Origin of the sequence: Streptomyces sp. NPDC058620, assembly GCF_042717135.1 — a bacterium.
Classification (GTDB): Bacteria; Actinomycetota; Actinomycetes; order Streptomycetales; family Streptomycetaceae; genus Streptomyces.
In genome coordinates, this window is sequence record NZ_JBHXQO010000043.1 from 39,910 (window position 1) to 54,748 (window position 14,839).

Below are 14,839 nucleotides of genomic sequence, written 5' to 3' on the forward strand. Positions count from 1 at the left end.
GCTTAAGTGGCAGGCATGACTGGGAACCCCAATGCCCCACTCCGGGTCGCACTCGTCGGATACGGCCTGGCCGGCTCCGTCTTCCACGCCCCGCTGATCGCCACGACCGAGGGTCTCGTCCTGGACACGGTCGTCACGTCGAACGAGGAGCGGCGGGCACAGGCCCGCGCCGAGTTCCCTGACGTACGGTTCGCCGCCTCGCCCGACGAGCTCTGGCCGCGCGCGGACGAGCTCGACCTGATCGTGATCGCCTCTCCCAACAAGACCCACGTCGCGCTCGCGAAGGCCGCGCTCCAGGCCGGTCTGCCAGTGGTGGTGGACAAGCCGATCGCGGGCACCGCCGCCGAGGCGCGGGAGCTCGCCGCGCTCGCCGACGAACGCGGCCTGCTGCTCTCGGTCTTCCAGAACCGCCGCTGGGACAACGACTTCCGCACCCTCGCCCGCCTGATCGCCGACGGTGAGCTCGGCGACGTGCAGCGCTTCGAGTCCCGGTTCGAGCGGTGGCGCCCGCAGACCAAGGGCGGCTGGCGCGAGTCCGGCGACCCGTTGGAGATCGGCGGGCTGCTGTACGACCTGGGCAGCCATGTCGTCGACCAGGCGCTCACCCTGTTCGGGCCCGCGGTGCAGGTGTACGCGGAGTGCGACGTACGCCGTCCGGGTGCTTCGGCCGACGACGACACCTTCGTCGCGATCACGCACGCCAACGGGGTGCGCTCGCATCTCTACGTCAGCGCCACCACGGCCCAGCTCGGTCCCCGCTTCCGCGTGCTCGGCTCCAGGGCCGGGTACGTGAAGTACGGCCTGGACCCGCAGGAGGCCGCCCTCCGCGAGGGCCTGCGCCCCGCCGCGGGCGAGCCCTGGGGCGAGGAGCCGCAGGAGCTGTGGGGCCGGCTCGGTTCGGGCGAGTCGCCCCTGACCGACGGCGGCGACCCGGTCCGTTCCCTCCCGGGCGACTACCCCGCGTACTACGCGGCGGTGACCGCCGCCCTGCGCGGCACCGGCGAGAATCCGGTGACCGCTCTCCAGGCCGCGGCCGCCCTGGACGTCCTGGAGGCCGCCCGCCGCTCCGCGCGCGAGGGCACCTCCGTGACCCTTCTCCCCCACCCCGACGAGGAGCACTCCGTATGAACCCCACCGCTCCGACCATCTCCGAGCTCATCGCCCAGGAGCGCAGCCTGACGCTGCCGCACTTCGGTTACGACGACGCGTACGCACTCGGCGGTCTGCTCGTCGCGCTGGCGCGCGCCCGGCACGCCCCGGTCGCGATCGACATCCGGCGCGGCGCGCAGCAGCTGTTCCATGCGGCACTGCCCGGTTCGACCGCTGACAACGACGCCTGGATCGACCGTAAGCGCCGGGTCGTCGAGCGGTACGCGGAGAGTTCGTACCTGGTCGGCACCCGCTTCCGGGCGAAGGGCACCACGTTCGAGGAGTCCTCGCGCCTGGACCCGGACGTCTACGCCGCGCACGGCGGTTCGTTCCCGATCGCGGTCGAGGGCGCGGGTGTGATCGGCTCGGTCACGGTCTCCGGTCTGCCGCAGGCCGAGGATCACGCGCTGGTCGTCGAGGCACTGGAGCAGTTCGCCACGAAGCTCGGCGGCTGACCCGCGCGGGAGAGCAGGAACCGGGAGAGCGGTGGGCGGGGCCGACCGGGCCGGCGGGCGCCGGTGGAAGACGATCACCTGTCGGAAGGACAGCACGCCGAGGCGCCGGCCTCGCGAAAGCTGACGGGCCGGCCCCGCCCGAATCCATAGTGTTGCATCGTGATTGTTGTTGCAAGCAACTTGCAACAACGGCCTGGGTGGGTCGACACCCCAGTCGGCGGACCGGCGGGCGGGCCGGAAGCCTGTGCGCTTCCCGGCCCGCCCACCTGCATACGAAGAGGCCCTCACCCCTCCGATCTTTCCTTGCTCACGCGACTGCCCACAAGGGCCGTCAGGCGTCCTTCAGTTCCTGCCGCTGCCGTCCGAGCCCCTCGATCTCCAGCTCGACGACGTCGCCCGCCTTCAGATACGGCTTGGGCTCGGGCTGCCCCATGGCGACCCCCGCCGGCGTACCGGTGTTGATGACGTCACCCGGGTACAGCGTCATGAAGTGGCTGAGATAGCGGACGACCTCCCCCACCGGGAAGATCTGGTCGGCGGTGCTGCCGTCCTGCTTCAGCTCTCCGTTGACCCAGAGCCTCAGCGACAGCGCCTGCGGGTCCGGCACCTCGTCGGCGGTCACCAGCCAGGGACCCAGCGGGTTGAACGTCTCGCAGTTCTTGCCCTTGTCCCAGGTGCCGCCGCGCTCGATCTGGAACTCGCGCTCGGAGACGTCGTGCGCCGTCGCGTACCCGGCCACGTGCGCGAGCCCCTCCTCGGCCGACTCCAGGTAGCGGGCGGTCCGTCCGATGACGACCGCGAGCTCGACCTCCCAGTCGGTCTTGCGGGAGCCGCGCGGCACCAGCACCGTGTCCTGCGGACCCACGACGGTGTCCGGCGCCTTGAAGAACAGGATCGGCTCCGACGGGATCGCCGCACCGGTCTCCGTGGCGTGGTCGTGGTAGTTCAGCCCGATGCACACGATCTTGCCGATCCGGGCGAGCGGTGGTCCGACCCGCAGCCCCTCCGCGGCGAGCACGGGCAGCTCGCCCGCCCCGGCCGCGGCCCGTATCCGGGCGAGCGCCGGCGCGTCGGCGAGCAGCCCGCCGTCGATGTCGCCGACGAGGCCCGACAGGTCGCGCAGGGTTCCGTCCTGGTCAAGCAGCGCAGGGCGTTCCGCGCCCGCCGTACCGACACGAAGCAGCTTCAACGGTCCATCTCCCCTTGGTCGAGATCGAGCCCGCCGGTGGTTGCGGCCATCGAATGGGCTTGGCCGATCCTCCAAGACATCGGATCACCTGGCAAGACCCTGTTCACACACTGGACCGGCGCAGCCGCCCCGGCTACTCACGCCGCGGTCGTGACGGCGGTGCCCGGAGCCGTCATGTCGCGGTACAGGCAGGCCCGTTCGATCGCGGTCCAGGTGGTGCTGGTCACCACGTAGAGGGCGGCGGCGAGCGGTACGAAGGCCACGGTGAAGAGCGTCATGAAGGACATCAGCGGCATCAGCTTCGTCATCGCGGCCACGCCCGGCACCGGCTGCCCGTCGGGGCCCGTGGCGGGCATCATCGGGGTGGCGGCCAACTGACGCTTCGTACGTCCGTAGCTGAAGGTGGCGACGGCCGCGACGATCACGAAGAGCGCCAGGTAGACGAGCCCCTGCGCACCGAACACACCGCCCTCGCCGAGCGCGTCGTGCCAGCGGGCGCCGAGCGGGGACTCGAAGAGCCGGTGCCCGAGGAGGGCGTTGGGCTCGCCGCCGATCCGCGCGCTGGAGAACAGGTGGTAGAGCAGGAAGAACGCGGGCGCCTGGAGCAGGCTCGGGAGGCATCCGGAGAGCGGGGAGACCTTCTCCGCGGCGTGCAGTTCCATGAGCGCCTTCTGCATCCGCTCGGGGTTCTTGGCGTGCTTCTTGCGCAGTGCGGTGATCTGCGGCTGGAGCCTGGTCCGCGCCTTCTGCCCACGGGCGGCCGCCCGGGACAGGGGGTGCACGGCCAGCCGTACGAGCGCGGTGAACAGGACGATCGCGGCGGCGGTGGACGCCGTCTGGAAGAACGGCTGGAGCAGGTCGGCGAGCGAGCCGACCAGGCTCGCGAAGGCGGACATGAATGCGGACATGGGTGAGCCCTCCGGGGGTCTCGTCGTGCCGGGAGTACGTACGGACTCGGCAGGACGGCCCACGTGGGGTGCACGTGTGGTGCTCGGTGCGACTTCTTGGTGCGGTGAAGCCCCTACGTGGCCGTCAGGAGGGCGCGGCCGGGCGCCCGGGGCCTGGTGCGGCCCCGTGCGTCGGGGTCCCGCTGGGGCAGGAACGCGGTGCGTTTCTCCCGGTCGCGGATGGCTGTGCGGACCCGGGTGCGGGGCACGGGGGCGGCGCAGCGCGCGCTGATGACGGCGGAGGCGAGGAGGGCGGTACCGGCTGCGGCGGTCGCGGCGAGCGCGACCGCGGCGGAGAGGCTGCCGCCTTCGGCGAGGAGGACCTCGGTGAGGAAGAGCACGATCAGACCGAGGGGCCGGAGCAGCCGGGCGAAGGCGCCACGGAGACGGTTCGCGTCGCCCATCGGCCCCTCCCTCACCACAGTCACCACGGTCACGGTCCTGTGGGGCGCGCGCACACGCGTTCGCCCCTCACGCCGTTATACACGATGCCGCGGCCGGGCCCGGCCGCTCCCGCGAGCCCTTTAAGGTTCAAGCCATGAGCAGACGGGGCCCGACGCTCGAAGACGTCGCGCGGGAGGCGGGGGTGTCCCGGGCGACGGTGTCGCGGGTCGTGAACGGGGTACGCAACGTCGACCCCGGCATCCAGGATCTGGTCCGGCACGCGATCGACCGGACGGGATACGCCCCCAACCGGGCGGCCAGGGCCCTGGTCACCCGGCGCGCCGGGACCGTGGCGCTCATCGTCTCGGGCGCGGGGGACGCGTTCGCCGCCCGGGTCTTCGCCGACCCGTTCTTCGGCCGGGTCGTCAGCGGGGTCCTGGGACACCTGCGGGCCCACGGCACGCATCCGGTGCTGATGTTCGCCGAGTCGGAGCAGGCCCGGGAGCAGGCCGTCGACTATCTGCGGCAGGGCGGCGCGGACGGCGCGCTGGTGGTCTCCATCCAGACCGCCGATCCCCTGCCGCACCTGTTGACCGCCGCCGGGGTGCCCACCGTCCTGTTCGCCCGTCCGGACCGGCCGCAGCCGGTCAGCTTCGTCGACCTGGACCACTACGCCGGCGCCCGGCTGGCGGCCGAGCACCTGCTGGCCAGGGGGTGCCGCCGGATCGCCACGATCCGCGCTCCCCTGGACATCCCGGCCGCGCGCGCCCGGCTCGACGGCTTCCGGGACACATTGGCCCTGGCCGGGCAGCAGCACCCTCCGGTCGCCGAGGGCAGCTTCACCCTCGACAGCGGCGCCGTGGCGATGGCCCGGCTGCTGGCGGAACACCCCGGCATCGACGGGGTGTTCGCGGCCAACGATCTGATGGCGCAGGGCGCCTGCCAGGTCCTGCGGGAGCAGGGCAGGCGCATCCCGCAGGACGTGGCGGTCATCGGCTTCGACGATTCGAGCATCGCCGTGACGTGCCGGCCGCCGCTGACCACGGTGCGCCAGCCGGTCGAGCGGATGGCGGCGACCATGGCCCAGCTGCTCGAAGAGCATGTACGGGGTCTGCGCGGCGAGCCCACGTCCACGGTCTTCGCCCCGGAACTGGTCGTCCGCGAGTCCGCCTGAACCCGGCCGGCCCGCCCGGCGGCTGTCAGGCGTGCGCCTGCCGGTGGGCGCGGATGAGCTCGGCGTACCGGTGACCGCTGCTCTTGATGGTGCGGGTCTGCGTGGGGTAGTCGACGTGGACGAGACCGAAGCGCGGCTCGTAGCCGTACGCCCACTCGAAGTTGTCGAGCAGGGACCAGGCGTAGTACCCGGCCAGCGGCGCCCCCTTGCGGACGGCACGGGCGCAGGCGGCCACGTGCTGCTCCAGGTAGTGGGTCCTTTCGGGGTCGTGGACGGCGCCGTCGGGGCTCCGGCTGTCCGGGAAGGCCGAGCCGTTCTCGGTGACGTAGATCCGGCCGGCTCCGTAGTCGTCCGTGAGGCGCATCAGCAGCGCCTCCAGGCCGTCGGCGTCGATCTGCCAGTCGAGCCCGGTGCGCGGCACGTCCGGCAGGCGGATCTCCCGGGCGTACGGGGCGGGCCCCTCGGGGTCGTCGGTGACGGTCGCGGGGAAGTAGTAGTTGAGTCCGTGCCAGTCGAGGGGCTCGGCGATCGTGCCGAGGTCCCCGGGGCGCTCGGGGAGGTCGACCCCGTACACCTCGCGCATGTCCGCGGGGAAGCCCCTGCCGTACACGGGGTCCAGCCACCAGCGGTTGGTGTGCCCGTCCATGCGGACGGCCGCCGCGATGTCCTCGGAGCGGGTGGAGGCCGCGGCCACCGTCGAGTGGTTGGTGACGAGGCCGATCTGCGCGCCGGGGGCCGCCGCGCGGATCGCCTGGGTGGCGAGGCCGTGGGCGAGCAGCAGGTGGTACGAGGACCGGACGGCGGTCGTGAGGTCGGTGATGCCCGGGGCCATCCGGCCTTCGAGGTGGCCGATCCAGGCGGAGCAGAGCGGCTCGTTCAGGGTGGCCCACTGGGTGACCCGGTCGCCGAGGCGTCCGGCGACGACGGAGGCGTACGCGCCGAGGTGTTCGGCCGTGTCGCGTTCCGCCCAGCCGCCCCGGTCCTGGAGCGCCTGGGGAAGGTCCCAGTGGTAGACGGTGACCGACGGGGTGATGCCGGCGTCGAGGAGCCCGTCGACGAGGCGGTCGTAGAAGTCGAGTCCGGCGTCGTTGACCGGCCCGTCCCCGCCGGGGAGGACCCGGGGCCAGGCGAGGGAGAGGCGGTAGGTGTCGGTGCCGAGCCGTTTCATGAGGGAGATGTCCTCGGGCCACCGGTGGTAGTGGTCACATGCCTCGTCCCCGTGGTCGCCGTTGCCGGTCTTCCCGGGGGTGTGGGAGAACGTGTCCCAGATGGAGGGGCCCCGGCCGTCCGCCGTGACGGCGCCCTCGATCTGGTAGGCGGAGGTGGCGGTCCCCCAGGCGAAGTCGCGGGGGAAAGCGGCAAGGTCGATGGGTGCGGACACAGAGGACCTCTCTGGGTTGTTCAGGCGGGAGGCAGGGGCGCGGGACCGCTGCGGCTACTTGACGGCGCCGGCGGTCAGGCCGGAGACGAGGTAGCGCTGGAGGAGGAGGAATCCGGCGACGACGGGCACGCTCACGACGAGGGAGGCGGCCATGATCTGGTTCCAGTACACGTCGTTCTGGGTGGAGTAGCCCTGGAGGCCGACGGCGAGCGTCCGGGTGGCGTCGTTGGTCATGACGGAGGCGAAGAGCACTTCGCCCCAGGCGGTCATGAACGCGTAGACGGCGACGGCGACGATGCCAGGGATCGCGGCGGGCACGATGACGCGGAACAGCGCCCCGAGCGGTCCGCATCCGTCGACCTTGGCCGCCTCGTCGAGATCCCGGGGTACGGAGTCGAAGTACCCGATGAGCATCCAGATGGAGAACGGCAGCGAGAAGGTCAGGTAGGTGAGGATCAGCCCGGCCCGTGAACCGAAGAGCGCGATGCCGGTGGCGTTGCCGATGTTGACGTAGATGAGGAAGAGCGGCAGCAGGAAGAGGATGCCGGGGAACATCTGGGTCGACAGCACGGTCACGGTGAAGACGCGTTTGCCGCGGAAGGTGTAGCGGCTGACGGCGTAGGCCGCGAAGACGGCGATGACCACGGACAGGACGGTCGCGGAGCCGGCCACGATCAGCGAGTTCACGAAGTAGTCGGCGAGCGGGACGGTCTCCCAGATGTCGAAGTAGGGGCGCACGGTGAGCCCCGAGGGGACCCACTGGAACTTCCCCGAGACGTCCTGGAGCGGCTTGAGCGAGCTGGAGACCATCACGAAGACCGGCAGCACCACGAACACGGTGAGGAGCGACAGGAAGATCCGCCGGCTCCACAGGAACGACTGCGGTGGCGCCATGGGCGAGCGGGGCCGCTGCCGGGAGTGGCTAGACATCGGTGGCCTTCCTTCCCCGTGAGGTGAAGAGGAGGTAGAGCCCCGTGACGACCAGCAGGAACAGGAGCAGCAGGACCGACATGGCGGAGCCCGTGCCGAAGTTCCAGGTCTGGAACGAGGACTGGTAGATGTGGATCGAGATCAGGTCCGCCGACTCGGGCGCCGACTTGCCGAAGAGCACGAACGGCGTATTGAAGTCGTTGAAGGTCCACAGGAACAGGACGAGGACCAGGACCTGGTTGACCGGGCGCAGCGAGGGCAGCGTGATGCGGCGGATCTGCTGCCAGACGCCCGCCCCGTCGAGTGCGGCGGCCTCGTAGATCTCCCGGGGGATGTTCTGGAGCCCGGCCATCATGATGAGGAAGGCGAACGGCCAGCCCTTCCACACCGCCACGACGAGCAGGGTGACGAAGCTGTTCTCACCGATCAGCCAGAACGGCGGGCTGTCGGTGAGCCCCAGCTGGTCGTGGATCACGTGGTTGATCAGGCCGTTGTCCCGCTGGAACATGAACGCCCAGGTGATGACCGCCGCGTAGACGGGCAGCGCGTACGGCACGAGGAACAGGGTGCGCAGGAAGCCCCGGCCGCGGAAGCTCTCCTGCATGAAGATCGCGGCGGCCGTGCCGAGGAGCCAGCAGAGGGCGACCGAGGCCACGGTGAAGACGCAGGTGGTGACGAAGGACTTGAGCAGCGCCTCGCCAACGGGGGCGTCGAAGTCGACCGCGAGGGCGTAGTTGTCCAGGCCGGCCCAGGGCGCGGTGGTCCAGTCGCGGAGGTAGAACTGGGTGAGTTCCCTGAAGCTGACGACGATGCCGATGACCATCGGCACCAGGTGGACGAGGAGTTCCAGCAGGACGGCGGGAAGCAGCAGCAGGTAGGGCAGGCCGATGCGGCGCAGCCGCCCGGAGCGGCGCCTGCGGGGCTCCGCTCCGGGGTGGTCCTTCGGCGCTGTCCGCGCGCCCGTGTGGTCGGGGGCAGCGGTGGTGGTCATGGTGGTGTCCGCGTTCACTTCTTGGGCATCTGCTGCTGGGCCTTGTCGAGCTTGGCCCTGACCGATGCCTCGGTCACCGGGCGTCCGGCGGCGGCGTCGGCGAAGAGCTCCTTGACCACGGTCCCGACGACGGTCTCGAACTGTGACTCCTCGGGGACCTGGGGCAGCGCGGCGGCACTGGTGGCGAGGGTCTCCCTGAGCACCGAGAGCGCGGGGCCGTTGAACGCGGGGTCTTCCTGAGCGGCCTTGACCGGCGGAATGGAGCCGTACGCCTTGTTGAGGATCGTCTGCTCCTCGTCACCGGTCATGAACTTCACGAACTTCGTGGCGCCGTCGATGTTCTTGGTGTTCTTGAAGACGGCCATGTTGATGCCGGCCACCATGGAGTTGACGGCGGTGCCCTGGCCGGGTGCGCCGGACTGGACCGGTGCGGGCGCGACTCCCCACTCGTCCTCGTTCATGCCCTGGGACTCGAAGGTGGCGGACGCGGTCTGCCACAGCACCATCGCGGTCTTGTCGGTGGCGAAGTCGCTGAGGGACTGGTTCTGGGCGTACTCGGCGTTGCCGGGCGCGATGATCTTGTCCTTGGCCATCAGGTCGACGTACTGCTTGACGGCGGCGACGGCCCCGTCCGAGGTGAAGTCCGCCTTGCCGTCGGGGGTGAAGAAGTCGGCGCCGTGCTGCTTGCCGAGGACGAAGACCTGGTGGATGTTGTTGGAGAGGTTCGACCCCTCGGCGCCGAGGCCCCACTTGCCGTCCTCGGACAGCTCCTTGCCCGCTGCGGCGACCTCGTCCCAGGTCGCGGGCGGCTTGGCGATGCCCGCGTCCTCGAACATCTTCTTGTTGTAGTAGAGCGCGTACGCCATGGAGTAGAGCGGTACGGCCGCGGGGTCCTGGCCCTGGACGCCGGTCGAGCCGAGCGCCGACTCGACGAAGCGGTCCTTGCCGCCGATCTTGTCGAAGTTCTTCGCGTCCCAGGGCAGCAGCGCACCGCTGGCCTGGAGCGAGGCGCTCCAGGTGTTGCCGATGTTGAGGACGTCGGGGCCCTGGCCCGAGGTGGTCGCCGTGAGGATGCGGTTGAGCAGGTCACCCCAGGGCACCACCTCCAGCTTCACCTTGATGCCGGTCTCCTTCTCGAACTTGTCGAGCTCCGGCTGGAGGACCTTCTTGTCGACTTCGAGGCTGGCACCCTGGTTGGAGGCCCAGTAGGTGAGGGTCTTGGGCTGTTCGTTGGAGCCGCCCGCACCGGCCGATCCGCCGCCACAGGCAGCCGCGGTGAGAACGAGCGAGAGGGTGACGGCACCGACGGCCGCGGCTCGGCTTCTGCGCATGACGACAGGGGCCTTTCGGGAAGTGGCGTGTGTCGTCGGGGAGTTGGGTCGGAGCAGCGCCCCGCGTTCGGACCCTGAAGGCCCCCACGACTTAATTTAGGATGTGAGTTAAACCTCAAGCGAAGGTCGCGTCAAGGGTCTTGGCACCTGTAGGTTGCGGGTAGGAACTTCAGGAAGAGGGGGCAGGGTGAAAGTGCGCAGTGGCCGTACGGTGCGTGACCTGCGGCGGGAAAACCGCACCGCCGTTCTGCAACGGTTGTATTTCGACGGGCCCCTGAGCCGCTTCTCGCTCGGTCCCGCCACCGGCCTCAGCTCCGGCTCGGTCAGCAACGTGGTGGCGGAGCTGGTCGCGGAAGGGCTCGTGGAGGAGGCCGGGAGCGTCGACTCCGGCGGCGGACGTCCGCGCATCCTGGTGCGCATCAGTCCCCGGTGCGGCTACATGATCGGCGTCGACGTCGGGGAGACCCGCGTACGGATCGAACTCTTCGACCTCGCCCTCACCGAGCTCGCCCGGGTCGAGAAGCCGCTCACGGGCGACCGCGTCGGCCGCAACACCCGTTACGACGTCGACGTCGTCGTCGGCCACCTCCTCGACGGCATCGCCGAGGTCCTGGAGCGGGCCGACATCCCCACGGACCGGCTGCTCGGGGTCGGCATCGGGGTGCCCGGCATCGTCGCGCGGACCCCCGAGGACGGGGCCGTGGTGCACGGCCAGACCATCGGCTGGGACGCCGTGCCGCTGGAGCGGCTGCTGCGCGAGTCCGGTCTGCTGCCCGAGACCGTGCCGTACTACATCGACAACGGCGCCAAGACGCTCGGCCAGGCCGAGATGTGGTTCGGGGCCGGCCGCGGCGCGCAGAGCGCGGTGGTCGTGCTCTTCGGCTCCGGCGTGGGCGCCTGCGTGGTCTCCGACTCCATGCGGCCGGGACGGGCCGTGGAGTGGGGGCACCTGACGGTACGCGTCCGCGGACGCCGATGCCGTTGCGGAGCCCAGGGCTGCCTGGAGGCGTACGCGGGAGCCGAGGCGCTCCTCCAGCGCTGGGCGGAGGCGGGCGGGCAGCCGCCCGAGGGCGCGGACGAGGAGACGGCGCTCACCGCGATGCTCGCCGCCGCCTATCCCGCCGCGGACGACGTGGGCACGCCCCCCGAGGCCGATGCCACGGCACTGGCCGTCCTGGAGGAGACCGCGGAGTACCTCGGCGCGGGCTTCTCCGACCTCATCAACCTGTTCCAGCCCGAGCGGATCCTCGTCGGCGGCTGGGCGGGGCTCCAGCTCGGTGCGCGCTTCCTGGAGTCCGTACGGACCCACGCCACCTCGTACGCCCTGTCGTACCCGGCCTCCCACGTGCGCATCGACCTCGGCACCCTGGGACCGGACGCCGTGACCGTCGGGGCGGCGATCCTGCCGCTCGCCGACTTCTTCGCACGCGGCGGCCGGGCGCAGGAGACCGGCCCGGAGGAGCCGGCCCCCGCCTGGCGGGCCACCCTCCAGCAGCGGGCGGCCCACTGACGGCGGCCGTCCCCTCCCGAGGTGAAGGAGGGGACGGCCGGGCTCATGGCGGATCAGGGCAGCCGGTACTCCGCGTTCAGGACCGCGCCCCTCTCCGGATGCGACTGGTCGTAGCCGCGCGGGTCGCACTGGAGGCCGCCCACGACGCAGTGGTCGACCATGGCCTTCAGGGTGCGCTCCTCCCAGGCGTTGAAGAAGTCGTAGTGGAAGGAGTAGCCGCGCCCGCTCGCCAGCCTGACCTGTGACATGTCACCGTCTACCGGGAACGCCATCTTGAACTCGACCATGGGCAGGGCGACCGGATGGCTGGTGGGGCACACGTTGTCGTTGGTCCCCGGCTTGATCACCGGATAGGCCATGTGGCTCTGGTGATCGGGAGTGTCCAGGTACTGGCCGTTCCAGCAACTGGGCGCCTGCATACGCAGGTTGAGCTGCGAGCCGGACGGACAGTTCGACGGGAAGTCGACGTTCCTGAAGCTCTCCCCGCACTCCCAGCCCTCGACCCAGCCCCGGTGCTCGCGGAACTGCTGCGCGCTCTGCGCCGGGTTGCCGACCACGAACCGCAGCCCCTTGGGGAAGGGCCGCACGCTGGTGTAGTCGGTGACGCCCGCCTTGTAGTAGATGACCTGCGGTCCGACGGGCAGGATCTTCCGCTCGCCCTTGTAGAGGGAGGGCATCCAGTACGCGGACGCGTCGGCCGGTGCCTTGCAGGTGGTGGCGGTGCCGTGGAGCGAATCGGTGGTGCTGTGCGCGTTCGTCGACCTGTTCCCCATGAACGTGTGGTCGTGGGACCTCCCCGGCTGGCCCGGGTAGACGATCGGGTCGTCCGGTGCGGTGTGCGTGACCGCGCAGTTGGCCTGGAACTCGTGGAAGTAGCGCGGCGGAGGTGTCGCCGTGGACGGTGTCACCCCGGTGACCGGGGGAACGGCCGGTATGTAGCCGTCCCCGTCGGCGTCGGCACCCGATGCCCGGGTGGACACCGCCATGGTGTGCCCGGCGTGGACCCCGGCTGCCGCGGTCGTGCGCGGGCCCGCGCCGTCGCCCGGACCCGCGGCGGTCGCGATCGTGCCGATGCCGAGGACGCCCGCGACGAGTGCGGTGCCCAGGAGGAGTGCGGGGAGTCGTCTCGTACGTGATGTCATGGAAGGTTCTCCTGCCTTTCGGTCGGGTCGGTGCGGTCAGCCGTAGACACCGAACTCGTAGAGGGAGTAGCCCCAGCCGGTGCCGCGTGCGGTGAGGTGGAGCCGTACGTGGCGGGCCGTCTCGTTCAGCGCGATCGTGTCCACGTCACCGTTGCCGGTCGTCGTGGTGTGGACCGTCCGCCAGGTGGTGCCGTCGTCCGAGACCCGGACCTCGTACGCCTTCGCGTACGCCGGGTCCCAGACGAGCTGGAGGGTTCGTACCGGGACGCGTGCGCCCAGGTCGACCGAGATCCACTGCGGGTCGCTCCAGTCGCCGGCCCACCGAGTGCCGGTGTCGCCGTCGGTGGCCTTAGAGGCGGGGCACGGGCAGTCGCCGTACGAAGCCTGCGCGCTGGATGCGGTGGTGGGCTTGTTCAGGGCCACGTTGGTGCCGGTCATCGGCGGGGCGACGACCTTCACCGACTTGGTCTCGATGCCCGCGTTGCCCCGGCCGTCCTCGGCCTGGATGTAGACCTTCCACACGCCGAGCTTCTCGGGCGCGGTCACCGCGAAGGTCCCGTTGCCGGTGGACCTCCACTGGGCCTCGACGAGCCGCTTGTCGCCGCCGGCGTAGTTCCCGCTGAGGAAGATCTTGTACGTGATCCGGTCGTTGTCCGGGTCGGCGACGTTCGCGCGGACCGTGAACTCCTTGCCCGTCGGGGCCGATCCGGCCGGCGTGACCGTCATGTCGTTGATCACCGGCGGGAGGTTGTCACCGGCGTTCGTGCCCGTGTACGCCTTCTTCACCGCGTAGTACGAGAGCCTCTTGAGCCCGTCGGGGACGAGGTTGAACCAGACACCGCCGAAGTCGTGCTCGGTCCCGTAGTGGAAGAGCGTGGCGCCCAGGGCGACTCCCTGGTGGCCGGTGACACAGTTCCACGCCTGCGTGTATCCGGCGGCCTTCTGCACGTCGGTCGGCTCGGCGGGCACACCGTTCGCGTCGTCGGGGACCTCCCACTCACCGGCCGGGCCCGCCTCGGTGATCAGGTAGGGCTTGGTGTAACCGCCGTCGATCCAGTCCTGCCGCACTCCGCAGATGTCGCCGTAGGCGTTCATGGAGTACAGGTCGAGGTCCGGCGCGTTGCGCTTGTAGTACGGCCAGGCACCGGTCCAGGCGTCGGTCGAGGTGACCGGGTGGTCCGGGTCGATCGTGTGGATCTTCTTAGCGACGTCGTTGACGAAGGTGGTGTACGCGTTGCGCTGCGCTTCGAGCTCCGTACCGCCGTAGCAGTTCTGGAGCCCGAGGACCGACTCGTTGCCGACGTTCCACATGAGGGTCGCGGGGTGGCTGCGGTAGGCCTCCACCCACTTCGCGATCTCGGTGAGCATGGTGTTCTTGTACGCCGTGTCGGTGACGTAGTTCGCGCAGCCGCCGCTGCCGGGGCCACCGCCGGGCTGGAGCCAGAAGCCGTTGACGACCCGGAGGCCGTTCACCGCCGCCGAGTCGAGGAGCGGCTTCGTGCCGGCGTCCGTGCCCCACGTACGGATGGTGTTGACGCCCATCGACCGTACGTCGGGGAGGTACTTCGGGGCGTCGGCGATGGCGGGCCCCCAGGTCAGCCCTTTGACGGTGTAGGGCGCACCGCCGACGGTGAGCTGCCAGTTCCCCTGGGAACCGGCCACGCGCACGGCGCCGCCGGTGGGTGGCGGGGTGGTGCCCTCGCTGCCGTAGACCTGGAACTCCCACAGGGAGTAGCCGTAACCGCCGGAGCGGGTGGTGCCGAGCATCCGGACGTAGCGGCCGGAGCCGGTGAGGGCGAGGTCGTCGGTGCCGCCGTCGGAGTCGGTGACCTTCCTGGCGGTGGTCCAGTCGGTGCCGTTGTCCGAGACCTGGATCTCGTACGCCTTGCCGTAGGCGCCCTCCCAACTGAGCACGGCACGGCTGAGGTTGGCCTTCTTCCCCAGGTCCACGCGTATCCACTGGGGGTCGGACCACTGGCTGGCCCAGCGGGTGCCGGTGAGGTTGCCGTCCACGGCCAGCGCGGCGGAGTATCCGTCGCCCTCGGAGGAGGAGGCGGTGACGGCCTTGCCCTGGGAGAGGAGCTGGTCGGCGGCGCGGGCCTCGGTCGGCTGGGCGACGACGGCGAGGGAGGTGGCCAGCAGCGCGGCGAGGGTGAGGGTGAGAGCGGGTCTGCGCAGGGAGAGCATGGCGGCTCCAGTGGGGGGTGGGGGGGCCGGGGGGGGGGCGGCGCGGGGGGGGGGGGGGCCCCCCCCCGC

At 70.7% G+C, this 14,839-nt stretch carries 13 protein-coding genes; 4 read left to right on the forward strand and 9 right to left on the reverse strand.

All coding sequences use genetic code 11. From position 1 onward, the window contains the following. The first annotated feature begins 15 nt into the window (after positions 1 to 15). A complete protein-coding gene (locus ACFWSK_RS28880) occupies positions 16 to 1,128 on the forward strand; it encodes a Gfo/Idh/MocA family oxidoreductase (RefSeq protein ID WP_383792270.1) in 1,113 nt (370 codons plus the stop codon). Beyond that, positions 1,125 to 1,604 carry a heme-degrading domain-containing protein gene (locus ACFWSK_RS28885; RefSeq protein WP_383792273.1) on the forward strand — a complete coding sequence of 160 codons (480 nt, stop codon included), beginning with the start codon at positions 1,125 to 1,127 and terminating at the stop codon, positions 1,602 to 1,604. Before ACFWSK_RS28880 ends, ACFWSK_RS28885 begins: the two co-directional genes overlap by 4 nt. A gap of 331 nt (positions 1,605 to 1,935) precedes the next feature. Here ACFWSK_RS28885 and ACFWSK_RS28890 read toward each other — a convergent pair whose 3' ends face one another. The 3 genes from ACFWSK_RS28890 to ACFWSK_RS28900 form a co-directional block, all read right to left on the reverse strand. Beyond that, positions 1,936 to 2,793 carry a fumarylacetoacetate hydrolase family protein gene (locus ACFWSK_RS28890; RefSeq protein WP_383792276.1) on the reverse strand — a complete coding sequence of 286 codons (858 nt, stop codon included), beginning with the start codon at positions 2,791 to 2,793 and terminating at the stop codon, positions 1,936 to 1,938. Between the two features lie 137 nt (positions 2,794 to 2,930). Further along, positions 2,931 to 3,701 carry a YidC/Oxa1 family membrane protein insertase gene (locus tag ACFWSK_RS28895; protein ID WP_383792279.1) on the reverse strand — a complete coding sequence of 257 codons (771 nt, stop codon included), beginning with the start codon at positions 3,699 to 3,701 and terminating at the stop codon, positions 2,931 to 2,933. Between the two features lie 113 nt (positions 3,702 to 3,814). Next, entirely contained in the window at positions 3,815 to 4,144 is a 330-nt protein-coding gene (locus ACFWSK_RS28900; protein ID WP_383792281.1) for a DUF6412 domain-containing protein, read from the reverse strand. A gap of 134 nt (positions 4,145 to 4,278) precedes the next feature. Between ACFWSK_RS28900 and ACFWSK_RS28905 the strand changes: the two genes are divergently transcribed. Continuing rightward, the gene (locus ACFWSK_RS28905) at positions 4,279 to 5,298 is read left to right on the forward strand and encodes a LacI family DNA-binding transcriptional regulator (protein ID WP_383792284.1); all 1,020 of its coding nucleotides are present in this window, start codon (positions 4,279 to 4,281) and stop codon (positions 5,296 to 5,298) included. Between the two features lie 25 nt (positions 5,299 to 5,323). Here the strand turns inward: ACFWSK_RS28905 and ACFWSK_RS28910 are convergent, their stop codons facing one another. From ACFWSK_RS28910 to ACFWSK_RS28925, 4 genes are read right to left on the reverse strand one after another with little or no spacing between them, the layout of a single operon-like run. Next, positions 5,324 to 6,679, reverse strand: a complete 1,356-nt coding sequence (locus tag ACFWSK_RS28910; RefSeq protein ID WP_383792286.1) for a GH1 family beta-glucosidase — start codon at positions 6,677 to 6,679, stop codon at positions 5,324 to 5,326. A gap of 54 nt (positions 6,680 to 6,733) precedes the next feature. Next, entirely contained in the window at positions 6,734 to 7,573 is an 840-nt protein-coding gene (locus tag ACFWSK_RS28915) for a carbohydrate ABC transporter permease (RefSeq protein WP_383792303.1), read from the reverse strand. A gap of 28 nt (positions 7,574 to 7,601) precedes the next feature. Next, positions 7,602 to 8,600: a carbohydrate ABC transporter permease gene (locus ACFWSK_RS28920; RefSeq protein WP_383792288.1), complete on the reverse strand. Its 999-nt coding sequence runs from the start codon at positions 8,598 to 8,600 to the stop codon at positions 7,602 to 7,604. Positions 8,601 to 8,614: 14 nt separating this feature from the next. Next, positions 8,615 to 9,931, reverse strand: coding sequence for an ABC transporter substrate-binding protein (locus tag ACFWSK_RS28925; RefSeq protein WP_383792291.1), 1,317 nt, complete (start codon positions 9,929 to 9,931; stop codon positions 8,615 to 8,617). Between the two features lie 187 nt (positions 9,932 to 10,118). Here ACFWSK_RS28925 and ACFWSK_RS28930 point away from each other — a divergent pair, with 187 nt between their 5' ends. After that, the gene (locus ACFWSK_RS28930) at positions 10,119 to 11,441 is read left to right on the forward strand and encodes an ROK family protein (RefSeq protein ID WP_383792294.1); all 1,323 of its coding nucleotides are present in this window, start codon (positions 10,119 to 10,121) and stop codon (positions 11,439 to 11,441) included. A 53-nt stretch (positions 11,442 to 11,494) separates the two neighbouring features. On the opposite strand, the gene ACFWSK_RS28935 is transcribed toward ACFWSK_RS28930, so the two are convergent. Then, complete coding sequence (locus ACFWSK_RS28935) at positions 11,495 to 12,583, reverse strand: DUF1996 domain-containing protein (RefSeq protein ID WP_383792297.1); 1,089 nt, start codon at positions 12,581 to 12,583, stop codon at positions 11,495 to 11,497. A gap of 36 nt (positions 12,584 to 12,619) precedes the next feature. Continuing rightward, positions 12,620 to 14,770, reverse strand: a complete 2,151-nt coding sequence (locus tag ACFWSK_RS28940) for a discoidin domain-containing protein (RefSeq protein ID WP_383792300.1) — start codon at positions 14,768 to 14,770, stop codon at positions 12,620 to 12,622. Between the last annotated feature and the right edge of the window lie 69 nt (positions 14,771 to 14,839).